The sequence below is a fragment of the Sulfitobacter sp. genome (genome assembly GCF_036960155.1).
In the GTDB taxonomy this organism is placed as follows: Bacteria; Pseudomonadota; Alphaproteobacteria; order Rhodobacterales; family Rhodobacteraceae; genus Sulfitobacter.
This window is the reverse complement of the sequence record NZ_JBALWB010000005.1, coordinates 97,873-119,755: the sequence shown is the minus strand read 5'-3', so window position 1 is coordinate 119,755 and position 21,883 is coordinate 97,873. Positions and strand designations below refer to the sequence as shown.

At 54.5% G+C, this 21,883-nt stretch carries 24 protein-coding genes; 12 read left to right on the top strand and 12 right to left on the bottom strand.

Features of this window, described 5'->3' with window-relative positions; translation table 11 throughout:
- The first annotated feature begins 15 nt into the window (after positions 1–15).
- From V7775_RS13200 to V7775_RS13190, 3 genes are read left to right on the top strand one after another with little or no spacing between them, the layout of a single operon-like run.
- Entirely contained in the window at positions 16–750 is a 735-nt protein-coding gene (locus tag V7775_RS13200; protein ID WP_335752370.1) for a biotin--[acetyl-CoA-carboxylase] ligase, read from the top strand.
- Positions 751–770: 20 nt separating this feature from the next.
- Positions 771–1,550 (top strand): type III pantothenate kinase, encoded by a 780-nt coding sequence (locus V7775_RS13195; protein ID WP_335752369.1) that lies wholly within the window; start codon positions 771–773, stop codon positions 1,548–1,550.
- Positions 1,547–3,214: a ribonuclease J gene (locus tag V7775_RS13190; protein ID WP_335752368.1), complete on the top strand. Its 1,668-nt coding sequence runs from the start codon at positions 1,547–1,549 to the stop codon at positions 3,212–3,214. Before V7775_RS13195 ends, V7775_RS13190 begins: the two co-directional genes overlap by 4 nt.
- A gap of 74 nt (positions 3,215–3,288) precedes the next feature.
- Here V7775_RS13190 and V7775_RS13185 read toward each other — a convergent pair whose 3' ends face one another.
- The 4 genes from V7775_RS13185 to V7775_RS13170 all read right to left on the bottom strand — a co-directional run bounded on the left by V7775_RS13185 (position 3,289) and on the right by V7775_RS13170 (position 8,657).
- On the bottom strand, positions 3,289–4,848 hold the full coding sequence (locus V7775_RS13185) for a DEAD/DEAH box helicase (RefSeq protein WP_335752367.1): 1,560 nt from the start codon (positions 4,846–4,848) through the stop codon (positions 3,289–3,291).
- 124 nt (positions 4,849–4,972) lie between these two features.
- Entirely contained in the window at positions 4,973–5,923 is a 951-nt protein-coding gene (locus V7775_RS13180; protein WP_335752366.1) for a glycosyltransferase family 2 protein, read from the bottom strand.
- A 1-nt stretch (position 5,924) separates the two neighbouring features.
- Positions 5,925–7,544: a peptide chain release factor 3 gene (locus V7775_RS13175; protein ID WP_335752365.1), complete on the bottom strand. Its 1,620-nt coding sequence runs from the start codon at positions 7,542–7,544 to the stop codon at positions 5,925–5,927.
- 102 nt (positions 7,545–7,646) lie between these two features.
- Positions 7,647–8,657 carry a Hint domain-containing protein gene (locus tag V7775_RS13170; RefSeq protein ID WP_335752364.1) on the bottom strand — a complete coding sequence of 337 codons (1,011 nt, stop codon included), beginning with the start codon at positions 8,655–8,657 and terminating at the stop codon, positions 7,647–7,649.
- Between the two features lie 139 nt (positions 8,658–8,796).
- On the opposite strand from V7775_RS13170, the gene V7775_RS13165 reads away from it, so the two are divergent.
- The 5 genes from V7775_RS13165 to V7775_RS13145 all read left to right on the top strand — a co-directional run bounded on the left by V7775_RS13165 (position 8,797) and on the right by V7775_RS13145 (position 12,701).
- Entirely contained in the window at positions 8,797–9,576 is a 780-nt protein-coding gene (locus V7775_RS13165) for an SDR family oxidoreductase (protein ID WP_335752363.1), read from the top strand.
- Between the two features lie 16 nt (positions 9,577–9,592).
- Positions 9,593–10,714, top strand: coding sequence for a hypothetical protein (locus V7775_RS13160; protein ID WP_335752362.1), 1,122 nt, complete (start codon positions 9,593–9,595; stop codon positions 10,712–10,714).
- 188 nt (positions 10,715–10,902) lie between these two features.
- On the top strand, positions 10,903–11,988 hold the full coding sequence (locus tag V7775_RS13155; protein WP_335752361.1) for an ABC transporter ATP-binding protein: 1,086 nt from the start codon (positions 10,903–10,905) through the stop codon (positions 11,986–11,988).
- A 13-nt stretch (positions 11,989–12,001) separates the two neighbouring features.
- Positions 12,002–12,352, top strand: coding sequence for a Lin0512 family protein (locus V7775_RS13150; protein ID WP_335752527.1), 351 nt, complete (start codon positions 12,002–12,004; stop codon positions 12,350–12,352).
- Positions 12,345–12,701: a Lin0512 family protein gene (locus V7775_RS13145; protein WP_335752360.1), complete on the top strand. Its 357-nt coding sequence runs from the start codon at positions 12,345–12,347 to the stop codon at positions 12,699–12,701. Before V7775_RS13150 ends, V7775_RS13145 begins: the two co-directional genes overlap by 8 nt.
- Here the strand turns inward: V7775_RS13145 and V7775_RS13140 are convergent.
- Positions 12,698–13,363 carry a helix-turn-helix transcriptional regulator gene (locus tag V7775_RS13140; RefSeq protein WP_335752359.1) on the bottom strand — a complete coding sequence of 222 codons (666 nt, stop codon included), beginning with the start codon at positions 13,361–13,363 and terminating at the stop codon, positions 12,698–12,700. The genes V7775_RS13145 and V7775_RS13140 overlap by 4 nt on opposite strands.
- A 177-nt stretch (positions 13,364–13,540) precedes the next feature.
- On the opposite strand from V7775_RS13140, the gene tatA reads away from it, so the two are divergent.
- From tatA to V7775_RS13120, 4 genes are read left to right on the top strand one after another with little or no spacing between them, the layout of a single operon-like run.
- Positions 13,541–13,762 carry a twin-arginine translocase TatA/TatE family subunit gene (gene tatA / locus V7775_RS13135; RefSeq protein ID WP_335752358.1) on the top strand — a complete coding sequence of 74 codons (222 nt, stop codon included), beginning with the start codon at positions 13,541–13,543 and terminating at the stop codon, positions 13,760–13,762.
- A gap of 5 nt (positions 13,763–13,767) precedes the next feature.
- Entirely contained in the window at positions 13,768–14,235 is a 468-nt protein-coding gene (gene tatB, locus V7775_RS13130; protein ID WP_335752357.1) for a Sec-independent protein translocase protein TatB, read from the top strand.
- Positions 14,232–15,164 carry a twin-arginine translocase subunit TatC gene (gene tatC / locus V7775_RS13125; protein ID WP_335752356.1) on the top strand — a complete coding sequence of 311 codons (933 nt, stop codon included), beginning with the start codon at positions 14,232–14,234 and terminating at the stop codon, positions 15,162–15,164. The genes tatB and tatC overlap by 4 nt, the downstream gene beginning before the upstream one ends.
- The gene (locus V7775_RS13120; RefSeq protein ID WP_335752355.1) at positions 15,161–16,003 is read left to right on the top strand and encodes an ATP-binding protein; all 843 of its coding nucleotides are present in this window, start codon (positions 15,161–15,163) and stop codon (positions 16,001–16,003) included. The genes tatC and V7775_RS13120 overlap by 4 nt, the downstream gene beginning before the upstream one ends.
- A gap of 42 nt (positions 16,004–16,045) precedes the next feature.
- On the opposite strand, the gene V7775_RS13115 is transcribed toward V7775_RS13120, so the two are convergent.
- The 7 genes from V7775_RS13115 to purF form a co-directional block, all read right to left on the bottom strand.
- Positions 16,046–17,287, bottom strand: a complete 1,242-nt coding sequence (locus V7775_RS13115; protein ID WP_335752354.1) for a LysM peptidoglycan-binding domain-containing protein — start codon at positions 17,285–17,287, stop codon at positions 16,046–16,048.
- A gap of 60 nt (positions 17,288–17,347) precedes the next feature.
- Positions 17,348–18,010 carry a protein-L-isoaspartate(D-aspartate) O-methyltransferase gene (locus tag V7775_RS13110; protein ID WP_335752353.1) on the bottom strand — a complete coding sequence of 221 codons (663 nt, stop codon included), beginning with the start codon at positions 18,008–18,010 and terminating at the stop codon, positions 17,348–17,350.
- On the bottom strand, positions 18,007–18,792 hold the full coding sequence (gene surE, locus V7775_RS13105; protein WP_335752352.1) for a 5'/3'-nucleotidase SurE: 786 nt from the start codon (positions 18,790–18,792) through the stop codon (positions 18,007–18,009). The genes V7775_RS13110 and surE overlap by 4 nt, the downstream gene beginning before the upstream one ends.
- Before the next feature lie 60 nt (positions 18,793–18,852).
- On the bottom strand, positions 18,853–19,497 hold the full coding sequence (locus tag V7775_RS13100) for an SDR family NAD(P)-dependent oxidoreductase (protein WP_335752351.1): 645 nt from the start codon (positions 19,495–19,497) through the stop codon (positions 18,853–18,855).
- Positions 19,498–19,540: 43 nt separating this feature from the next.
- A complete protein-coding gene (locus V7775_RS13095) occupies positions 19,541–19,807 on the bottom strand; it encodes a type II secretion system protein N (protein ID WP_335752350.1) in 267 nt (88 codons plus the stop codon).
- A gap of 113 nt (positions 19,808–19,920) precedes the next feature.
- Complete coding sequence (locus V7775_RS13090; RefSeq protein WP_335752349.1) at positions 19,921–20,313, bottom strand: DUF1801 domain-containing protein; 393 nt, start codon at positions 20,311–20,313, stop codon at positions 19,921–19,923.
- 60 nt (positions 20,314–20,373) lie between these two features.
- A complete protein-coding gene (gene purF, locus V7775_RS13085; protein ID WP_335752526.1) occupies positions 20,374–21,858 on the bottom strand; it encodes an amidophosphoribosyltransferase in 1,485 nt (494 codons plus the stop codon).
- Between the last annotated feature and the right edge of the window lie 25 nt (positions 21,859–21,883).

The window sequence follows — 21,883 nt, the reverse complement described above, 5'->3', positions numbered from 1 at the left end:
GCAAAAGCGTCTCTAATGGGGGATTGGCCTCAAGGGTACGCGCGGCATGTCTTTGACAAGTTGGATTCCACATTGTCCGAGGCCGCGCGTATGGCTCCAACGCTGAGTGGTCCTGCGTGGATCCTTGCAGGCGAGCAATCTGCCGCGCGCGGACGACGCGGCAGGGCATGGGCAACGCCGCCGGGAAATTTTGCGGGTACCTTGATTATGCCTCGCACAGGCAGCCCTGCAAATGCAGCGCTTCGCAGTTTTGTCGCAAGCCTTGCGCTGCGCGAAGCATTTGTTGAAGTGACTGGCCAGACTGATGTCTTTGCCCTGAAGTGGCCAAATGATGTGTTGTTAAAGGGTGGCAAGGTCGCTGGTATCCTGCTGGAAACGGTAGGAGAGCATCTGCTCATCGGTATTGGTGTGAACCTGCGGCACGCTCCGACTCCTGAACAAGTAGAAGCGGGTGCTGTAACCCCGGTGAGTGTATTCTCAGTAACCGGAGTTCACGTTCAGCCTGAGGCTTTCCTTGATGCGCTGGCGTCTGCCTTTGCGCGGTTTGAGGATCAATTCACCACCTATGGCTTTTCGCCTATTCGGACGGCGTGGCTTAGCCATGCGGCGCGCATTGGCGAAGTTGTAACAGCACGTACCATGCGGGATGAAACGGTTGGTGTCTTTGAGGATGTCGACGAGGCGGGTAACCTGATCTTGAAAACTGCAAAAGGCCGCGTGGCGATCACGGCGGCGGATGTCTATTTCTAAAACTGTAAGGAGGGCAGCCCATGCTCTTGGCGATTGATTGTGGGAACACAAACACTGTGTTCGCGATTTGGGATGGAACCGAATTTATTGCGACGTGGCGCACAGCCACTGAATGGCAGCGCACGGCTGACCAGTATTACGTGTGGCTTAGTACACTGATGAAACTGCAGAATATCGATGCGCAAATCACGGATGTTATTGTGTCATCTACGGTGCCGCGTGTGGTGTGGAATCTGCGCATACTGGCGGATCGCTATTTTAACACGCGGCCCATGGTTGTTGGGAAATCTGAATGCGCGCTGCCTGTTGATGTGCGGGTGGATATAGGAACCGCCGTTGGGCCTGACCGTTTGGTAAATACGGTGGCGGGATTTGATCTTTATGGCGGTGATCTGATCATCGTCGATTTTGGCACCGCTACGACCTTTGATGTCTCCGCAGAGGATGGTGCGTACATCGGCGGGGTTATCGCCCCTGGTGTGAACCTTAGCCTTGAGGCATTGCACAATGCTGCGGCCGCTTTGCCGCATGTGGACATATCTAAACCACAGCGAGTAGTGGGTACAAATACTGTTGCCTGTATGCAATCTGGCGTTTTTTGGGGTTATATCGGCCTCGTGCGTGAGATATGTGCGCGGGTAAAGGCGGAGCGTGGACGCGAAATGCGTGTGGTCTCCACCGGCGGGCTCGCGCCGCTGTTTCAGCAGGCCGAGACCCTCTTTGACGAATATCATGATGATCTGACAATGCACGGCCTGACCGTGATACATAAATATAACAAGGAATTAGCTGGACAATGAGCAGCGAAAGATTAATCTACCTTCCCCTCGGTGGGGCGGGCGAAATTGGCATGAATGCCTATGTGTACGGCTATGGTAAGCCAAACAAGGAACGGCTGATTGTCGTAGATCTTGGTGTGGCGTTTCCGGATATGGACACGTCACCGGGTGTGGATTTGATTATTGCCGACATCGATTGGCTGGTGCAACGCAAGGATCGCATCGAAGCGATATTTGTAACACACGCCCATGAGGACCACGTAGGCGGCATTGCCCACACCTATGACCGGCTTCAAGCGCCGATTTTTGCGCGTAAATTTACCGCCAATATCGCCAAGCGTAAAATGTCCGAATATAATCACCCCGATGATGCGGTGACCATTGTTGGTACCTTCCCACATCAGGTTGACGCAGGACCGTTCAAGGTTGGCTTCCAGCCGATCTCACACTCGATCCCTGAAAGCTCGGCGTTGATTATTGATACGCCAGCAGGCCGTATCGTGCACTCGGGTGATTTCAAAGTGGACCTGACACCGGGTGTCGGCGAAGCGTTTGATCCCGCAGCATTCGAAGAGATTGCCAAGGATGGCGTTAAGGCGTTGATCTGTGACAGTACCAATGTGTTCAGCCAAGAGGCCGGCCGCTCAGAGGCGACATTGCCTGAGGCGATTACTGAGCTGGTTGCAAGTGCTTCTGGCATGGTTGTTGCGACAACCTTTGCTTCAAACGTTGCGCGTGTGAAAACGCTGGCGATTGCAGGTGCCAAAGCAGGACGTTCAGTTGTGCTGCTGGGTCGCGCGATGAAACGCATGGTTGAAGCTTCGGTTGAAACAGGTGTCCTCAAGGATTTCCCGCCAACGATCAGCCCAGAGCAAGCACGCGATATTCCACGTGAGAACTTGATGTTGTTGGTCACCGGGTCCCAAGGGGAGCGCCGCGCCGCATCTGCACAGTTGGCCCGTGGCAAATATATGGGTCTGACCATGAAGGAGGGCGATATGTTCCTATTCTCGTCCAAGACCATTCCGGGCAATGAAAAAGGCGTTATTCGCATCATCAACCAATTCTCTGAAATTGGTGTGGATGTGGTTGATGACAGCTCTGGCAAGTACCACGTGTCTGGCCATGCAAACCGCCCCGACCTGGAAACGTTGCATGACGTGATCAAACCGCAGGTTCTGATTCCGATGCACGGTGAACACCGTCACTTGCGTGAACACGTTAAGATCGGGAATGCCAAGGGCCTCAAGGGTGTTCTTGCTGTGAACGGTATGATGATCGACCTGTCCGGCAACGAACCGAAAGTTGCAGAATACGTTGAAACGGGTCGCACCTATCTGGACGGTTCTGTTCAGGTTGGCGCGCTGGACGGTGTTGTGCGTGATCGTATCCGTATGGCGTTGAACGGCCACCTTACGGTGACCATTCTGATGGACGAACAGGACGAGCCTTTGGGCGACCCTTGGGTTGATGCAATGGGTCTTTCCGAAACGGGCGTTAGCAAAGCACCACTGATCGATGTGATCGAACAAGACCTAAGCCAGTGGTTAGGTCGGGCAGGGGCCAAGATCCTGCGCGATGACAAAGCGTTGGATGATGGTTTGCGTAAGGTCGCACGCCAGTCCTCGTATAACGAGATCGGCAAAAAGCCAGAAGTCACTGTGGTGGTCAGCCGTTTGAGCTGATCCACTACATACCGTTGAATGCAAAAAAGCCCCGCAGAATATGCGGGGCTTTTTTGTTCGTGCTCTGGAAAATCCTAGTTTTTAGGACGATCCGCAAAGCTGAGTTCGATAAAGGTTGGAGTGTGATCACCCAAGCCTACAATGGCATTGCCGTTACGGTTTTCATTGCGGTTATCATTCTTACGGCTACCACCACGCGAACGTGGTGTGCGGCGATCTGATTTATCCGCTTCAGGAGCTTTTGCCTCAGGCGCCTTTTCTGGTTCTGGCTTGGCCGCTTCTGGTGCAGGCGCAACTGCTGCAGGAACCGTTGGTGTTTCTACAGGTGTTTCAACAACAACTGCCACGGCTTCTACTGGCTTTGGTGCCTCAGGTTTCTTACGGCTGCGAGAACGCGTGCGCTTTGGCTTGTCTGTCGTGGCGGCATCAGCTGGCGCTGCAGTCTCGGTTGTCGGTTTTGGCGCGGCGTCGGCTTTGCTGCTGCCGGCCAGCGGATCTTCCAAACGTGGAATTTCCTTTTGAACCAAACGCTCAACATTCTCAAAGTTCTTTTCATCGCGCGGAGAGCAGATCATGATGGCCTTACCATCACGGCCTGCGCGCCCTGTGCGACCGATACGGTGAACATAGTCTTCCGCGTGGCTTGGCACATCAAAGTTGAACACGTGGCTTACGGAGGGCACATCAAGGCCGCGTGCCGCAACATCAGATGCCACAAGGAAGCGTAAATCGCCTGCGCGGAAGCCATCAAGGGTACGTGTGCGCTGGCTTTGTTCCAAATCGCCGTGAATAGGCGCTGCGTCATAACCGTATTTTTTCAACGATTTGGCGACGGCATCCACGTCCATCTTGCGGTTACAGAAGATGATCGCGTTGGTGCATTTGTCACCTTCACCATCGATCAATGCGCGTAGTACTTTGCGTTTCTCAGTGGCTTCGCGGTCCTTACGCGATGCTTTGAACATCACGACACCCTGTTCGATCGTCTCAGAGGTGGTGGCCTGACGGGCCGTTTCGATGCGCGCAGGGTTACTGAGGAAGGTGTTTGTGATCCGCTCGATCTCTGGTGCCATTGTGGCAGAGAAGAACAGGGTCTGGCGGGTGAAGGGCGTAAGGCCAAAGATGCGCTCGATATCGGGGATGAAACCCATATCCAACATCCGGTCTGCTTCATCGATGACCATGATCTTAACGTCTGTCAGGATCAGCTTGCCGCGCTCGTGGTGGTCCAAAAGACGACCAGGCGTTGCGATCAAAACATCGACGCCTTTGTCGATCAGCTTGTCTTGTTCTTTGAACGAAACGCCACCGATAAGCAGAGCTTTTGTCAGCTTGGTGTATTTGGCATACGTGTCAAAGTTTTCGGCAACCTGTGCGGCCAATTCACGTGTCGGGCATAGAACCAAGCTGCGTGGCATACGTGCACGTGCGCGGCCTCGGGCCAGCATGGTGATCATCGGAAGCGTGAAGCCAGCGGTTTTTCCCGTCCCTGTTTGGGCAATGCCCAAAACGTCGCGGCCTTCAAGGGCAGGGGGAATGGCACCTGCCTGAATCGGTGTAGGGCTGTCATAGCCCGCTTCTTCAATTGCTTTGAGAACCTTAGGGTTCAAGTTTAGATCGGTAAATTTTGTCATGTGTATCCGTAGGTTACGGACACTCATTTGGCCCGCGGCAGCGTATCTGTCGGCCCGCATGGCCCAAAGGGCGGCTTTTGCCGCGACATATCTGGACTGCGCATAGCAAGTTGCGAGCAAAGGGTCAAATATTAGCGAAGTTTGGGAAATGTTTAGCAAGAGTTGTGTCAAACGGGAAGCGCGTGCAAAGCAGGTGACCCTGTTCTTCTAGGCGGGTTCGCAGTGCTGGAGAATCGGCACAGACCTCATCAAAAAAGGCACGCAGCCCTGCTTGGCCATCCTCTTCAAAGATGTGAGTGAACAGCTCATGTATGGTGATGCCTCCGCGTTCTCGGCTGCGGGCAGGGCCTAGACCTGCACGGTAAGACCCTTCGCTAAAGCGGTATTGGTAATGGCTAAACCATGTGTCCCAGTCGGTTGCGTGGAAGTGGGCAAGGTGCAGCTCAGTTAGCTCAACGTGGTTTGGATTCGTTTCACCGTTCAGGAATGCGTTGTGAATACGGAATTTCAGGTCCTCGATTCCCGTGCGTACAAAAATCTTACCTGCGATGTGGCTCAGGAAACCGCCCTTTAGGTGGTCGCCGTAAGTCGGGTAAAGTTTTGCAACGATACGCTCGCGTCTGCCGCCGGCAGGGATAAACGTCTTAAAGGCCGCCTCAACCTGCGGATCCCCGCCCGCCAAAAGCTCCATTGGACGCGCGCGCGCGCATTGGGTTTCTGGGGGTAAAGCAGCAAGCCGAGCGGAGATGTCACCGTTCGGTACTAGGAATTCATCCACATCCATGTGCATCAACCACTCCACGTCTGACGCACGATTGTAGGCGCGGGTCGCGTTAAAGGTCTGGCGGGGTTGGTGCATGTCTGGGCGGTTGCCATTGTGGCGTTCCCAGTATCCATCGTCGCAGCGGATAACCCGTGTTTTGGGGTGATCGCGCAGGGCTTCTTGGGCTTCTGGGTTTGGTGCGTCTAGGTAGACGTAGATGCGATGCGCACCCAGATCGAGGTGGTAGGCGACAAAGCGCAGGATCGTGGCAGTGTCCGCCTTGATCGTCGCGACAATGCCCCACTTAGCCATATTACACCATCATCTCTTTGGTCGCAGTCAACTTGATATCGGGGTAGTCGCGGTCAACGCGGTCGATGTCCCACTGAAGGCGCGTAAGATAGACGATATCGCCATCATGATCATGTGCGATATGTTGTTTGTTGGCATCTTCAAACCTATCAATCGCGGCCTTTGGGCCACTTACCCAACGCGCTGATGTGAACTGTGATTGCTCAAACCGGACGGGCAGGCTGTATTCCTGCTCAATCCGGCTGGCGAGAACTTCGAACTGAAGCGGGCCCACAACGCCCACAATAAAGCCGGAACCAATCGAGGGTTTGAAAACCTTTGCAGCACCTTCTTCGGCAAATTGCATCAGCGCTTTTTCAAGGTGTTTGGATTTCAGCGGATCGCCTGCGCGCACACCTTGCAACAGTTCTGGCGCAAAGGACGGGATGCCCGTTACACGGATCGCTTCGCCCTCGGTAAGGGTGTCGCCAATGCGTAATTGTCCGTGGTTTGGAATGCCGATGATATCGCCTGCCCATGCTTCCTCGGCCAGCTCACGGTCAGAGGCCAGAAACATAACCGGATTTGTAATGCTCATCGGTTTTTTGGTGCGCACATGCGTCAGTTTCATGCCGCGGTGAAAGTGGCCCGAGGCAAGGCGCACAAACGCCACGCGGTCGCGGTGTTTGGGGTCCATGTTTGCTTGAACCTTAAAGACAAATCCGGCGACCTTCTTTTCTTCAGGAAGAATTTCGCGCGGTTCGGCCTTTTGGATTTGCGGCTCTGGCCCATAGGTGGCGATGCCGTCCATCAGTTCTTTGACACCAAACGAATTGATCGCAGAACCAAACCAAATCGGGGTCAGGGAGCCTTCGGCCATCAGCTCAGCGTCGAGCGGTGGCATCAGTTCACGCACCATCTCTAGGTCTTCTTTTAATTTATCCAACAGCTCCGCAGGCACGTGTTCGGCCAGCTTTGGATCATCAAGGCCTTCGATCTTGATGCTTCCGGATACTTTGTTGCGGTCCGCACGGTCCATCAGCTCTAGACGATCGCGCAGGATATCATAACACCCGATAAAATCGCGGCCCACACCGATGGGCCAGCTGGCAGGGGTTACATCAATCGCGAGGTTTTGCTGAATTTCGTCGATAATCTCAAACACATCGCGGCTTTCGCGGTCCATCTTGTTACAGAAGGTTAGGATCGGAAGATCGCGCATGCGGCAAACTTCAAACAGCTTTTGTGTCTGGCTTTCCACACCTTTTGCGCCGTCAATCACCATCACGGCTGCGTCCACAGCCGTTAGCGTGCGGTAGGTGTCTTCGGAGAAATCCGAGTGACCCGGCGTATCGACCAGATTGAAGCGGTAGTTTTTGTCTTTACCCTGAAAATCAAAAGACATCGCAGAGGCGGACACGGAAATTCCGCGGTCTTTTTCCATCGCCATAAAGTCAGAGCGGGTGCGCCGTGCTTCGCCCTTTGCGCGCACCTGACCCGCCATTTGGATTGCGCCACCAAATAACAGGAACTTTTCTGTCAGTGTTGTCTTGCCAGCATCAGGGTGGCTGATGATCGCAAACGTACGGCGCCGCGCGATTTCAGGCGGGAGTTCGGGTCGATTTGTCTTTGTATCCAGCATGTTGCGGCGCAGTCCTGATGTGATTTTTCCGCGCATCAATACGAAACAGAACGCGGTGTAATTGGGGCGTACACATACCCTACAGGGCGCTTAAGGCAAGCCTCAGCGGCTAGATGCTTTCTTGAGCAAGCCAGCAGCGTCCGGTCGCTTCAGTAACCCTTCTTGAACATCAAGGCCTGCATGCGGCAGGTCCGAGTGACCAGGAACATGCGCACCCAGACTTTCCGAGAGCGCATCGGGCAGAACAGGCCGCGTGCGGCTGTCGATCAACATGCTTTCGGCGGCAATCCCTTCGGCATAGATGATCTGATGGCTATCAAACAGTAGTTGAAAGTAATCGACAAACCCGCCCTCAGACACGGTAACGGTGTCGCCATTGACCAAATGGCGGGCCTTGACCAACAATTCTGAGCGGCCAGCACCCAATTCATCGGTGCGTTGGTAAATGAATAAGCGATGATCTGGACTGACCAACAAATCGGCGGAATTGTTGAGCGCGCCTGCCACAATACGAATGGGGGCGAATTCACCCACTGCACGGGTTGTTGTGGTGCCGATCCAGCGCAGCGTTTGCACACCATCATCGCGGGTCAGTATGCGGTCGCCAACGGTTAGGTCCTCAACAGGGCGCTGTGCGCCAGAGGCTAAAGTGATATGCGTGCCACGAGTAAAGCTGACACAGGCGACCTGCGCAAATTTGGTATGTGCAGTTTCACGATCGATCCCAACGAGGCGGTATTCCGCTTTTGATTGCAAGGCATTGAACGGCAGCAGATAGATTTCTGCGACGTTGCCTTCCTCGTCAACCTCCACCAGTAGCAACGCGTCGGAAATACTGCCATCTGGCGACATAAACGTCAGAACACAGTCTAGATGGATTACTGCGCCAGCCTCACCAATTTTTGTATCATGGCCAATGCTAAAGCTGGCGTCTTGTCGTGCGACCAGTGACAGGCGGGCGGGCTCTGCGGCATAATCAAGTTCGTACACGTCATCTAGGATTAGTTCATTTGCAAACGTGATCTTGTCACCCATGTTTGCGCCGTCCGTCGCATGGATTTGACCCGCGACATAGACGGGTACGCTTTGCGATGAGAGTGATCCTTCGGACATATTGGGGGCCTTAATAAGGTCTATGATGGTAGAGGGTTATCTTAGAATTATGGCATGTTGCGGTCAATGGAGGGGTGTTTTGCTGGCGTACCTTCTCACACTGCGGTAGCTCTTTCGTAAATGAATAAGGAGAGACGTAATGGATCTGGGAATTAAAGGTAAAAAGGCGCTGGTATGTGCGTCATCCAAAGGTTTGGGCCTTGGCTGCGCAGAAGCGCTTGCCGCTGCTGGTGTCAATCTGGTGATGAACGCACGTGGCAGCGACGCGCTGGAAGCGTCGGCCGAACGTCTGCGGGCAACTTATGACGTGGATATCGTGACAGTAGCTGCTGATGTGGCAACCCAAGAAGGTCAGGCCGCTGTGATCAAAGCTGCGCAAGGTGTTGATATTTTGGTCAACAACGCCGGAGGCCCACCTCCCGGCATGTGGAGCGATTGGGACCGCGAAGATTTCATCAAGGCGTTGGATGCAAACATGCTGGCGCCGATTGCGCTGATCAAAGCGCTGGTGCCTGATATGATGGATCGTGGATGGGGGCGTGTGGTGAATATTACGTCGCAATCCGTTCGCGCACCTATTGGTGTGCTTGGCCTCAGCAACGCGGCGCGCACGGGTCTCACGGGGTATGTTGCAGGCACCAGCCGTCAGGTGGCGGGCAAAGGTGTGACGATCAACAACCTGTTGCCGGGCATCCATGCAACCGACCGCGCGGATGCGTTGGACGGCGGCGTTGTTGCAGCCAAAGGGATTACCATTGAAGAAGCGCGTACTGAACGTGCATCGGGCATTCCTGCTGGTCGTTATGGCACACGGGATGAATTTGGCGCGGCCTGTGCGTTCTTGTGCTCAAAGCATGCTGGTTTCATCGTTGGGCAGTCTATTTTGCTCGATGGTGGTGCAACGAACATTACGATGTAATTGCTGAGGTATTGTAATGGCTGAGCAATTTTCGCTTAAGGATCATCTGTTCAACGAACAAACGGTTGGGCAGTTGGCGGCAGAATTTGCCACTGGCGTGTCCGGCTTTGATGCTGATCGCTTTGCCGCTGAGGCGCTGGAGGGGTTTCCTGAGCGGGAATTGATGGCGCGTATGGATTGGATGGCTGATTGCCTTGAGGGGCAATTGGCATCCGATTTTGCCACCATGGCTGACCAGTTGCATGCCGCGCTGCCAACGCAACTGGATGTGGCTAAGACGGATGATGATTTTGGTCATTTCATCCACGCCACCCCCGGTATTCTGGCGGTTCGACATGGGCTGGAAACGGATCGAAGCAGGTCAATGGCGCTGCTTTATGAAGCAACGCAGCGTTTTTCGATGGAATTTTATATCCGCGCCTTTATCAATCGTTGGCCGGATGAAACTCTGGCAGAGCTGGCCATGTGGTCTGGAGACAGCAACTACCATGTGCGACGACTGGTGAGTGAGGGGACACGTCCGCGATTACCATGGGCGACGAATATCATTTTGACACCAGAGCAGACCTTTCCGCTGCTTGATGTGCTGCATGCTGATCCTACACGTTATGTTACCCGTTCTGTCGCCAACCACCTCAATGATCTAAGCAAGATTGTACCGGACGCGGTGCTGGCGCGATTTGCCGATTGGGCCGCTCTGGGCAGACAGGACGCAAAAGAGCTGGCGTGGATGCGCCGACATGCACTGCGCTCCTTGATCAAGCAGGGGCATGAAGGCGCAATGGCCGCGCTTGGATATCGTGCTGATGCGCCAGTTACAGCGCAAATCGTGCTGGCCCAGCCTTCGGTGAAAATTGGTGATGCGTTGGCATTTGAGGTTGTTTTGGACAGCGACCAAAACATTCCCGTGTTGGTTGACTACCGGATTGATTTCATGCGCGCCGGTGGAAAACGGGCTGAAAAGGTGTTCAAGCTCAAGGTCGCTGAGGTGCAGGCAGGTAAGTCTTTGAAGATGAAAAAGGCGCACCGTTTTAAAGGGGACGCGACAACCTTCACAGTATATGAGGGCGTGCACCGTATTATTGTACAGGTCAACGGACGCGATGTGGCCGAGGTCTCGTTTGACCTGACTGCCTAGGCGGTTGGTCTATTATTGGCAGCTGAATCGCTTTTGTATGCGTTGAAAAACCTGAGTAAAACGTGGAGGGCCGTGATCTGTTTTTACTGATGTATATGTGTTTTGATCACAGACCTTGTTGGGGTGCTTGCAGGCGCGCGCAGGCGCTGATAGCTCCTATCCGACAGAAATGATCGGATAAACCAGCCGTGCAGCTACAGACGCCTCGTCTCGAAATTCGGAACCTCAAACGCAGCTTTGAAGGCCGTGCTGTTGTGGATGACGTTAGCCTAAAGATCATGCCCGGGCAGGTGACATGCCTGTTGGGGCCCTCTGGCTGCGGTAAATCAACAACCCTGCGGATGATCGCAGGTGTTGAGATGCAAGACAGCGGCACCATCCATGTCGATGGTAAACTGATCTGTGATACCGTCTTTCGCATCCCACCCGAGCAGCGCGAAATTGGCCTGATGTTTCAGGATTTTGCCTTGTTCCCGCATCTGAGTGTGGCTGGCAACGTGGCCTACGGTCTGCGTGGCACAAAGGCCGAAAAACGTGCCCGTGTTGAGGAACTGCTGGAGCGCGTAGACCTGCTGCGCTTTATCGATGGGTATCCGCATCAACTCTCTGGCGGGGAGCAGCAGCGCGTTGCCTTGGCACGGGCTTTGGCCCCCAAACCACGCATCATGCTGATGGATGAACCGTTTTCGGGGCTGGATAACCGTCTGCGCGATGGCATTCGCGATGAAACGTTGAGCATCCTTAAAGAAGAAGACACCGCCGTCTTGCTGGTTACGCATGAACCGGATGAGGCGATGCGGATGGCAGATGAGATCGCATTGATGCGCGACGGAAAGATTGTCCAACAAGGCGCACCTTATAACGTCTACACGCGACCTTTGGATCGTGCGTCGGTTTCATTCTTTTCGGATGCAAACGTTCTGCGAGCAGAAGTGTCTGGCGCTTTGGCGCATACCGTGTTTGGCCGCTTTCTTGCGCCGGGTGTGCCTGATGGCACCGCCGTGGATATCGTGTTCCGCCCTCAGCATGTGCGCATCGATTTTGACCGCGCTGGCAAAGGGCCACTGCCGACAGCGGCGGACGGCACACCTGCGCGGGCAATTGTTGAACGCGCGCGGTTCATGGGCAACGAAAGCCTTGTCGAATTTCGGATGGATCACGATGGCTCGGTCCTAAAAGCAACCGTACCCAATGTGTTTATGCCCAGTGCAGGCACGGTGATGTGGCTTACGATTCGGCGCGATAAATGCTTTGTCTTTAACGCAGATACCTAAAGAGGGCGCGATGATGCAAAAACTGTTGGTTGAATTCGGGATGGGAACATCCCTGCGGCGCGGGGATTATACCCAAGCGGCGAAGCGGGCGGTACAAGACGCGCTTTGGCACAACTCGATCAATCTGGCAGAGCTGTTCGGGTTTGATAAAGAAGACATGCGCGTCACGCTTGACGTGGGTGTGCAAAAACCGGACGAAGTAGATGCCGAGGTCCTGCGCGCAGTGTTTCCCTACGGCCATGTCACTGTGAACATCTGTGAAGGTGGCCTAGATGTTGCCCGCCCAGAGGGCACAGGCAATCCGACGATTATGGCTAATGTGGCCTTGTCTGTTGGTTTTGATATGGAGAAGCGCAATGACTGAACAGCGGTTGATCATTGAGATGGGTATGGGCAATGACCTGCACGGCATGGATTATACCAAGGCAGCCAAACGCGCGATCGAGGACGCATTTCGCCACTCCTCCCTGCCGATATTTGGCGTGATCGACATGCCACATGACGCGATGCGCGTGCAGGTGACTGTTGGCGTGCAAAACCCCGATGCGCTTGATCTAGAGGCATTGCGTGCAACGCTGCCCCGAGGGCGTGCCGATGTGCGCGCAGTGCACGGCGGGCTAAATGTCGCGTCCAACGGCGAGACAATTGTAGTGGCACAGGCCAGCGTCGAGGCGTTCTTGCCAAAGCAAACAGACTGGAAGCTCAAGACCTAAGGTCTGAAATCGGCCAGCATTTTTCCGGCCTCGTCCAAAAATAACTCAGGCAGGGCTTCGGCGCTGCTCATGAGGTCGAGGCGGAACACGCGGTGCGCTTGGCGTAGCTCGCACCATGCGGTGAGTGTCCAGATGCGGCTCCAGTATTCCATGTGCAGGGGACGGATTGTACGCGATGCAACCGCACCGTCCTTTGACGTATAGGTGATCCGCAGTTTTTGACGCGCCTTGATGGCTGCGCGCAATGTCGGCATCTGCGCAAATCCACGCGCCGCATCCGCAAAAGGTGAGGCTGCGAACTTCCAAGCATCCGCTTCGGCAACGGCCGTTTCAGGCTGCACCGCGTCTAGCTTTTCAGCAAGGCTGTTCGCTGCTGCTTTTAGCTCTGGGTCGGCCAGCTCTGCTGTGATTGCGATGCCAAGGTTGAGCGCTTCCAGCTCGCTTGGCGTTAGGGTCAAAGGGGGTAGGGTGATCGCCTGGGCCAGACGGTAGCCCGTGCCGCGTGTGCCACGTATGGGGATTCCGGAGGAGGTTAATACATCCATGTCGCGGTAAAGGGTTCGTACCGAGACATTCATCTGATCGGCTAGGTCCTGCGCGGTATGGAGGTTTCCATCACGTAAAACTTGTAGAATATCAAAAAGGCGGTCCGATTTGCTCATGCAACTGACATAAACTTGTCAGTTGTTTGCGGCAAGGACGAAAACCCACTGCTTTTGAAACGTTAACAGCGGTAGATTTCGGGTTTGCCATTTTTACAGCACGGCAATCTTGCTATTGCAGTTGGTGAAAGCCCGCCATCTGTGGTGGGCGTAGAATTTTGTTTTTGGAGAAACGACATGTTGAACAATATTGGCCTGCCGGGCCTGCTGCTTATCGCCGTAGTTGTGTTGGTACTTTTTGGTCGCGGCAAAATCTCGTCGCTGATGGGCGAAGTGGGCAAAGGTATCACAAGCTTCAAAAAAGGCATCAACGAGGGTGAGCAACAGCTTAAGGATGAAGCGACAGATGAAGTTGCCGATGTGATCGAAGGCGAAACAGATACCAAAGACAAGGTTTAAGACGCATGTTCGATCTTGGCATGGCCGAAATGCTGGTGGTTGGGGTGGTGGCGTTGATCGTCGTTGGCCCCAAGGACTTACCAGTGATGTTTCGCCGCGTGGGCCAGTTTGTGGGTAAGGCCAAGGGAATGGCGCGGGAGTTTTCCAGCGCTATGAACGATGCGGCTGACCAATCTGGTGTGCGTGAAGTCACAACAGGGTTGAACAAATCGCTCAAGGCGGCGACTAACCCGATTGGAACCGCAATGGACGGGGTGAAGGACGCGGCAAAATCGCTGACGGACATCGACCCCGAAAGCGAGACAGGAAAACTGTCTGCCAAGCGCGCCGAAGACGTCAAACGCATTCAGGCAGGCACCGCCCGCGCTGCCGCTGATCGTAAGGCGCGTGAGGCAACAGAAGCGATGGAGAAAGCCGAAGAGCTGGAAGCCACGCTGCAAGAGAGCCTTGCGCAAAAGAAAGCTGACACATGACCGCAAGCGATAATGACATCGATGACAGCGCAGCACCGTTGATCGAGCACCTGACGGAACTGCGCACGCGCCTGATCCGGTCGGTTCTGGCGTTTATCGTGGGGATGATCATTTGCTTTTCGTTTGGCAGCATGATCCTTGATTTTCTACTGGTTCCAATTGAAAAAACCATGCGGAACCTTGGCAATCCGAACCCTGTGATGCAGTACACTGCGCCGCAGGAATACTTCTTTACGCTGATCCGTATTTCGATGGTGGGTGGGCTTGCCATTAGCTTTCCTGTGATCGCAACGCAGCTTTGGCGCTTTGTCGCGCCGGGTCTGTATAAGAATGAAAAGAACGCGTTCTTACCGTTCATTGTGGCGTCACCAGTGCTGTTCTTGATAGGCGCAGCATTTGCGCATTATGTCGTTGTACCGCTTGCGATGCAGTTCTTCTTGGGGTTTTCGGATGCGGCATCTTATTTGTCCGCGATGATCGCAACAGGCGAGGCAACGGAGTCGGGTATCGACATTGTCTTTAACGGTAAGGTCAATGAAAGCCTTGATATCACGTTGAAAATGATCGTTGCCTTTGGCCTATGTTTTCAGCTTCCTGTGCTGCTAACGTTGATGGGCAAGGCAGGGCTTGTTTCTGCAGAGGGCCTGCGCAACGTGCGTAAATACGCGCTGGTAGGCATCTTGTTGCTGGCCGCTTTGGTGACACCGCCTGACGTTGTGACGCAGGTGATCCTGTTTGTGGTTGTTTACGGTCTCTACGAGATTTCGATTTTCCTAGTCAGCCGTGTAGATGCCAAACGTGAGGCAAAGCTGCGTGCAGATGGTTTCTACGACGAAGAAGACGAAGCCAACTTTGAGGCCATGGCGGATGAGATGGAGCATGAAGACCCAATCGTAGAAGAAACCGATACCAAGGACGGCGATAAATGATCGACGATCCTATGGACCGGATAGCAGCGGCGCTGGAGAGAATGTCTCCTGCGCCGCTTGCGGCTCCTAACTTTGACGCAGCTTCTGCATTTGTTTGGCACACGGGGCCAGACCGCTTGGAACCGGTTGAGCAGGTATCGCGTGTCGATATTAAATTGCTGATTGGGGTAGAGCGTTCCCGCGATACGCTGATGCAAAATACCGCACAGTTTGCGTCGGGTCTGCCTGCAAATAATGCGCTGTTGTGGGGCGCACGGGGCATGGGTAAATCCAGCCTTGTCAAAGCAGTGCACGGTGCGCTTCACGCGGAATATCCGGATCTAAAGATGGTGGAGCTGCAGCGCGAAGATTTACCCTCAGTCGGGCGATTGCTGAACCTGCTGCGCGGCGTAGAGACACGCTTTATCATCTATTGTGATGATCTCAGCTTTGGCCATGATGACGCGCATTACAAATCGCTTAAGGCGGTGTTGGATGGCGGTATTGAAGGGCGGCCAGAGAATGTGGTGCTATATGCCACGTCCAATCGCCGTCACCTGATGCCACGCGATATGATCGAAAATGAACGTGGCTCTGCCATCAACCCTGCCGAAGCGGTGGAGGAAAAGGTATCGCTTTCGGATCGCTTTGGGCTTTGGTTAGGCTTTCATGCCTGTGATCAGGATCAGTATCTTGCGATGATCCGCGGCTATTGTGATGCGCATGACGTTGAGATTGACGATGTTACCCTGCGCGCGGAAGCGATCGAGTGGCAGGCCACACGCGGCAGCCGTTCAGGCCGGGTGGCATGGCAGTACTTTACAGACCTTGCAGGGCGGCGCGGCATCGCACTGCAATAATATCTACGGTCTGCCCAATGAGGGCAGACCTAGTATACTAATTTAATTCAAGAACGGGCTCGGGTCGACGCTGTCAAAGCCCTTGCGCACTTCAAAGTGTACAAAGGAATCTGATCCGCCGCGCAACTTCGCGATGCTTTGACCTCGTGAGACAGAATCGCCCTTTTTCACTGAAACATCGGTCACGTTTGCATAAACCGTCAGTAGGTTGCCGGCGTGGCGTACAACAACAATTGGCACACCGTCCGCGCTTTTTGTGATGGCGGCGACGGTTCCTGTATCAGCAGCTTTTACGGATGTTCCAGCGGCAGCTTTGATGTTGATGCCTTCGTTTTTACCTTTGGAATATTCACGAATGATGGTGCCGTTCACAGGACGTACCAGTTTGCCTGATGCTGCGGGTTTGGAGGTTTTGCCAACATCGGCGACTGGCTTGACGGGGTTCGGATCCGCCTTAGGTGTCACAGCGGCGGTTGTTATCGGTGCAACAGCAGGGGCTACCTTTTCTGCGGGAAGGGGTTTTGTCGCTGATGGCGGTGTTGGCGTGCTAGACCCTTCACCGGGCAACGGCGTTGCAGCAGCTGTTTGTGCTGGTGCCGCCTTTGGCGGGTTCTGGGAGGGGACGGGAATCAACAGGAACTGGCCAGCACGGATCGCAAAATCAGCGCCGAGGCCGTTCCACTCGGCCAAATCCTTAACAGGGACGGAATAGAGGCGGGCCACAGTGAACGCTGTTTCGCCACGCTCTACCTTGTGGCGGATCGGTTCATTGCCAGTCTGTGCTGGCGGTGTTTTTGCAGGCGCTAAAGCGGTCGTTTGCACACCTGCTGGGGTTGCTGGCGCGCGGTCAATTGCACCGCCTGCAACTGTCGAGATATCTACCGGTTTAATCGGGCCAGTTGCTGCGGCACCTGTCGCGGGGGATGGTTCCGCCACGCGGGTGGGTAGGGCGATAATTTCATCTTTACGCAGGGAGACGGTGGGATCGATACCGTTGTATTTGGCAAGGGTTGTTATGTCCAATCCTACGCGGTTGGCCACATCGGTAAGAGTGTCACCACGGCGTGCAACAGCGACCTGATAGTTGGGGTAGGAAATTACGCCGCGATCATCAGGTTGGGGGCGCGCTGCAAGCGGTGCTTGAGCGGCGTCCGCAGTCGTAAATCCACCGCCAAGGCCACGCAAATCAAGGTCAAGCGGACCAGAGCACGCAGAAAGCGCAATACATGCGACGCCCGCAAGAAGCGAAATGCGCGCATTGCCACGCGTTTTTAGAAGTACCATTAACTAAGTCCTTGTCACTGCCCATCTCGTGTGCCCGAGATTTTTAGTAGGTGTACCAGATTATGTGTCTTTGCCCAACCCTTCGAGAAGAGGAACAAAGCGAACTGCGCGCATTTCGTCATATTTGAGACCATCTGCGGTTTTTCGCACACGAATAAGGTGCTGAACTGCATCAGATTGTCCAACTGGCAGCACCATGATGCCGCCTTCTTTTAACTGTGCAAGCAATGGACCGGGCGGATCTTCGGCGGCGGCGGTCACGATGATGCGGTCAAAAGGGGCCTGTTCGGGCAAGCCATGGCTGCCATCTGCGGTAATTGCTGTGATGTTGTTGAGATCAAGCGCATCAAAGACAACGCGTGCTTCATGCACAAGGCGGCGATGACGGTCGATAGTGTAAACACGGCGCGCCAACTTGGACAGGATTGCGGCCTGATAGCCAGAACCGGTGCCAATTTCTAATACTTTGTCGCGCGGCGATACTTCTAGCGCTTGGGTCATTAGGCCGACCACCGAAGGTTGGCTGATGGTTTGACCGCAAGCGATGGGCAGAGGCATGTCTTCATAGGCGCGCTGTGCAAATAGACCGCGTATAAATGGCCCTCGATCTACCGCTTCCATTGCACCCAACACCAGTTTGTCCGTTACCCCCTTTGAACGTAAGGCATACAGAAACTGCATCTTGCGTTCGGCTTCGGAGTCCGTGTTGGGACCATCATTCATGTGTTGAAATCCGTTATATCGGCAAAGGCATCATGCGCTGTGAGGTCCGCACGCATCGGGGTGACCGAGATGTAGCCTTCAAGGTTTACGGCAGCATCGGTGCCTGCGGCGGGTGGGGTTTGTTGATTGCCGCCTGTGATCCACAAGTAGCGGCGACCGTTGGGCGCGTCATGCGGTGTGGTTGAGAAATTCACCCCGGGCCTGCGACCTTGATGGGCAAGACGAATGCCTTTGACGTCTGCGGCGGGTACGGGCGGGAAGTTGACGTTCCAAAACACGCTGTATCCGTTTGCGTCAGAAGATTTTTGTGCCAAAATCCGGCGGCATGCATCTGCACCGTGCTCTACGGCGGCCTCAAACGGATCATCCAGATCGCGATTTGCAGGTCCGTAAAACTGCGACAGCGCAATAGAGGGAACGCCCTGAAGCGCCCCTTCAATGGCTGCGCCGATGGTACCGGAATAAAGCGTATTTTCAGCTGCGTTATTACCGCGGTTTACACCTGACAGGATCAGATCCGGGCGGGCGTCTTTCATGGGGTCATACAGCGCGCACAGAACACAATCTGCTGGGCTGCCCTCAATCATATAGCGGCGCGGGGCCAGTTCGGTGATGAGCGTCGGTTTGGTGTAGTTGATGCAGTGGGCTACACCTGATTGCTCAAACGCAGGTGCAACCGTCCACAGTTCTCCATCGGGGCCTGCCAGCGTTTTGGCGATCCCTTCAAGGACCTTGAGGCCCGGCGCATTAATGCCGTCGTCGTTGGTAATGAGAATACGCATGAAATTGCCCCTTTGCGCCTTGATATGCGAGGCGCAGCAAACGGGCAAGCGAGGCTGGCGTTATTTCTGAAGTGTTGCCAAGAGGCGCGCGGCTTCTGCGTGAATATCATTCAATGCATTGCGGTCTTCTCCGGGGAAAAAACGCGCGCGTGTGGCTGTGGGCATTGGGTTTGGCGTCACGATATCTATATGTGGACCAATGCGGGATGTTTCGCTTTTCCAACTACGGGCAAGAGCAATTTGGGCAGCCTTGGTTGAGCCATAGCTGCCATAAAATTTATCACCCACAATGGGGTCTTCAAAAAATACAGCACGGCCTGCTTCGCCGAGCAGTGGTGCTACGTAGTTGATCAAGGTTGCGGTTGCTGTGATGTTGCCTTCAATCGATTTTTCGAGATCTTTTGTATCGATGTGATGGCTGGGGGTGAGGGGGGCTGCATGGATTGCAGTATGTAGCCACATATCCAGATGACCCCAGCGGTCGTGAATGCCACGGCACAGGGTTTGCATCGCGCCAGTGTCGGTGATGTTCATCGGGGCCAGCGTGGCGTTGCCGCCCTTTGCTTTAATCCGGTCGTCAAGTTCCTCAAGCGCACCAACGGTGCGGCCTACGGCGACGATGTGATATTCGGGGGCCAACGCCTCTGCGAGGGCTGCTCCAAGGCCGCGCGAGGCGCCAGTGATCAATGCAATTTTCTGTGTCATGGGGTGGATATGCGCGGGTGAATGCGCCGCGTCAAGAGGGCGCTTAGCCACGTGGCAGGCGTAAAATGTGATGCGTCCCATTGCGTGCAAGTACAATTTGATCTGTGCCGATGGCCACCACAACGCCTTTGCCGATGTTGTCACCAACCCCGACGATCTGGGTTTTCCCCTGGGGGAGGAGCACCAATGCGCTTGGAGCAGCCTTGGTGCCAAAAATACCTAGCAACGCTGTGCGCGTCAGACGGGCTTCTTGAGTGGCTAGTTTTTCGACTTTGGCTGGGGTGGGAGTGCCGGAGGTATCAGAGGCCATATTCGTTCCTTGGCTGTGTATCAGCGCCGGAGCTAACCAAAGAGGGCAGTAGGGTGAAGGGAGCCTTTGGGGCTAAGCCATGCTTTGCCGAAGGATGCGCGGATGCACGCCTGTCAGCTTTTGCGGTGGTAGGTAAACGTCAGGCGCGCGAGGTGATCGATGGCTTGCTTTGGAAGAGGAGCACCAATGGACAGGCGCAATGCGCGGTTGGTTTCGTATTCAAATTCAAGCGGATAAATGTCACGCATGGTTGCGCTGAGTGTTGTTTTGCAATCCACGTACAGCGCAAGGGCCTGCGGCGCATTGTCCTGCCAGCTGAGCCGAAGTGTGCTGCCTTGACGTGGTCGTTTGGGGCGCCAAGCGGGTTGCCCCCACTTGAGGCTCTCTTCCATAGGGCCAACGTCGGCCTCCTGCGCTGCGTTAAGAATCAGCTCACGCATGGTATTGAATTGTTCACGTGCCGGATCAGGCCACGTTGCAGTTGTGTTGGAAAATGGGTGTGTCATGAAATAAGTATAGCACAGACCCACTGACAAAAACTGTCAGCAGGTCTGAATAGAAAGAACTTATTCCGCAGCGGACTTCATAACAAAGCCATCTTGGACCTTGTCGGTAGGGATGACTGGGTATTCGCCAGAGAAACACGCATCGCAATACTGTGGGCATGCTTTGTCGCGGCCTTTCGCCTCACCAACGGCGCGGTAGAGACCATCCAGCGAGATAAACTTGAGACTGTCGACGCCCAAATGGTCGCGCATTTCGTCCTCGGTCATGGTGGCGGCAAGTAATTTGTCACGGTCCGGTGTGTCTACGCCATAAAAACAAGGCCAAGCTGTAGGAGGGGACGCGATTCTAAAGTGGACTTCAGCAGCGCCCGCATCAAGGATCATCTCCTTGATTTTACGGCTGGTTGTGCCGCGCACAACTGAGTCGTCCACCAGAATGATCCGTTTGCCCTTCACAAGCGCCCGATTCACATTGAGCTTTAGACGTACACCCATGTTGCGGATGCTTTCTGTTGGCTCAATAAACGTGCGGCCCATGTATTGGTTGCGAATGATCCCCATTGCATAGGGGATACCGCTTTCTAGGCTGAACCCAATTGCGGCAGGTGTGCCAGAATCGGGAACAGGGCAGACCATATCCGCATCAACAGGGTTTTCTTTTGCCAGCTCGCGGCCAATTGCCTCGCGCGTTTCATAAACCGAACGACCGCCAAGAATGCTGTCTGGACGGGAGAAATACACATGTTCGAAAATGCAGAATTTTGAAGGTTGGCGGCGGAAGGGGAAATGGCTCTGAATGCCTTTCTCCGTAATCACCACCATCTCGCCCGGTTCAATTTCGCGAACGAATTCGGCACCAATGATGTCGAGCGCACAAGTTTCAGAGCTGAGAGCATAACCATCGCCCAGCTTACCCAACACCAGAGGACGCACACCCAGTGGGTCGCGAACACCGATTAGTTTGGTGCGTGTCATGGCCACGATCGAAAATGCACCTTCAACGCGGCGCAAAGCGTCTTCCATACGTTCAGGAATGTTTTGCTGCAAAGAGCGGGCCATCAGGTGAATGATGCATTCGCTGTCTGATGATGATTGGAAGATCGAACCACGTTCAATCAATTCACGGCGCAACGCGTTTGCGTTGGTGATATTGCCGTTGTGCGCAATTGCCGCACCGCCCATGGCGAACTCGCCAAAGAAGGGCTGTACGTCGCGAATTGCGGTTTGACCTTTACTGCCAGAAGTGGAGTAGCGCACATGCCCGATTCCTAAGGATCCGGGCAGTGTTTCCATCACTTTTTGACTGGTAAAGTTATCTCGAACGTAACCAAAGCGGCGGGCAGATTGGAAACCTGCTGCGGCGTCATAGGTGACTATTCCACCGGCTTCTTGACCGCGATGCTGAAGAGCATGCAGTCCGAGAGCTACAAAATTTGCAGCATCGGTTACGCCTACAACACCAAAAATCCCGCATTCTTCTTTTAGTTTATCGCCATCGTCAAAATCTGACAGATAGGATGAATCAAAAGGATGAGCGGGGGGCATTGTCTTGGGCGGGGTATGGGACAAG

Bases quoted from the DNA above. Each gene is read 5' to 3' on its own strand.
- V7775_RS13200 (WP_335752370.1), top strand. From the start codon at position 16: ATGGGGGATTGGCCTCAAGGGTACGCGCGGCATGTCTTTGACAAGTTG.
- V7775_RS13195 (WP_335752369.1), top strand. From the start codon at position 771: ATGCTCTTGGCGATTGATTGTGGGAACACAAACACTGTGTTCGCGATT.
- V7775_RS13190 (WP_335752368.1), top strand. From the start codon at position 1,547: ATGAGCAGCGAAAGATTAATCTACCTTCCCCTCGGTGGGGCGGGCGAA.
- V7775_RS13185 (WP_335752367.1), bottom strand. From the start codon at position 4,848: ATGACAAAATTTACCGATCTAAACTTGAACCCTAAGGTTCTCAAAGCA.
- V7775_RS13180 (WP_335752366.1), bottom strand. From the start codon at position 5,923: ATGGCTAAGTGGGGCATTGTCGCGACGATCAAGGCGGACACTGCCACG.
- V7775_RS13175 (WP_335752365.1), bottom strand. From the start codon at position 7,544: ATGCTGGATACAAAGACAAATCGACCCGAACTCCCGCCTGAAATCGCG.
- V7775_RS13170 (WP_335752364.1), bottom strand. From the start codon at position 8,657: ATGTCCGAAGGATCACTCTCATCGCAAAGCGTACCCGTCTATGTCGCG.
- V7775_RS13165 (WP_335752363.1), top strand. From the start codon at position 8,797: ATGGATCTGGGAATTAAAGGTAAAAAGGCGCTGGTATGTGCGTCATCC.
- V7775_RS13160 (WP_335752362.1), top strand. From the start codon at position 9,593: ATGGCTGAGCAATTTTCGCTTAAGGATCATCTGTTCAACGAACAAACG.
- V7775_RS13150 (WP_335752527.1), top strand. From the start codon at position 12,002: ATGCAAAAACTGTTGGTTGAATTCGGGATGGGAACATCCCTGCGGCGC.
- V7775_RS13145 (WP_335752360.1), top strand. From the start codon at position 12,345: ATGACTGAACAGCGGTTGATCATTGAGATGGGTATGGGCAATGACCTG.
- V7775_RS13140 (WP_335752359.1), bottom strand. From the start codon at position 13,363: ATGAGCAAATCGGACCGCCTTTTTGATATTCTACAAGTTTTACGTGAT.
- tatA (WP_335752358.1), top strand. From the start codon at position 13,541: ATGTTGAACAATATTGGCCTGCCGGGCCTGCTGCTTATCGCCGTAGTT.
- tatB (WP_335752357.1), top strand. From the start codon at position 13,768: ATGTTCGATCTTGGCATGGCCGAAATGCTGGTGGTTGGGGTGGTGGCG.
- tatC (WP_335752356.1), top strand. From the start codon at position 14,232: ATGACCGCAAGCGATAATGACATCGATGACAGCGCAGCACCGTTGATC.
- V7775_RS13120 (WP_335752355.1), top strand. From the start codon at position 15,161: ATGATCGACGATCCTATGGACCGGATAGCAGCGGCGCTGGAGAGAATG.
- V7775_RS13115 (WP_335752354.1), bottom strand. From the start codon at position 17,287: ATGGTACTTCTAAAAACGCGTGGCAATGCGCGCATTTCGCTTCTTGCG.
- V7775_RS13110 (WP_335752353.1), bottom strand. From the start codon at position 18,010: ATGAATGATGGTCCCAACACGGACTCCGAAGCCGAACGCAAGATGCAG.
- surE (WP_335752352.1), bottom strand. From the start codon at position 18,792: ATGCGTATTCTCATTACCAACGACGACGGCATTAATGCGCCGGGCCTC.
- V7775_RS13100 (WP_335752351.1), bottom strand. From the start codon at position 19,497: ATGACACAGAAAATTGCATTGATCACTGGCGCCTCGCGCGGCCTTGGA.
- V7775_RS13095 (WP_335752350.1), bottom strand. From the start codon at position 19,807: ATGGCCTCTGATACCTCCGGCACTCCCACCCCAGCCAAAGTCGAAAAA.
- V7775_RS13090 (WP_335752349.1), bottom strand. From the start codon at position 20,313: ATGACACACCCATTTTCCAACACAACTGCAACGTGGCCTGATCCGGCA.
- purF (WP_335752526.1), bottom strand. From the start codon at position 21,858: ATGCCCCCCGCTCATCCTTTTGATTCATCCTATCTGTCAGATTTTGAC.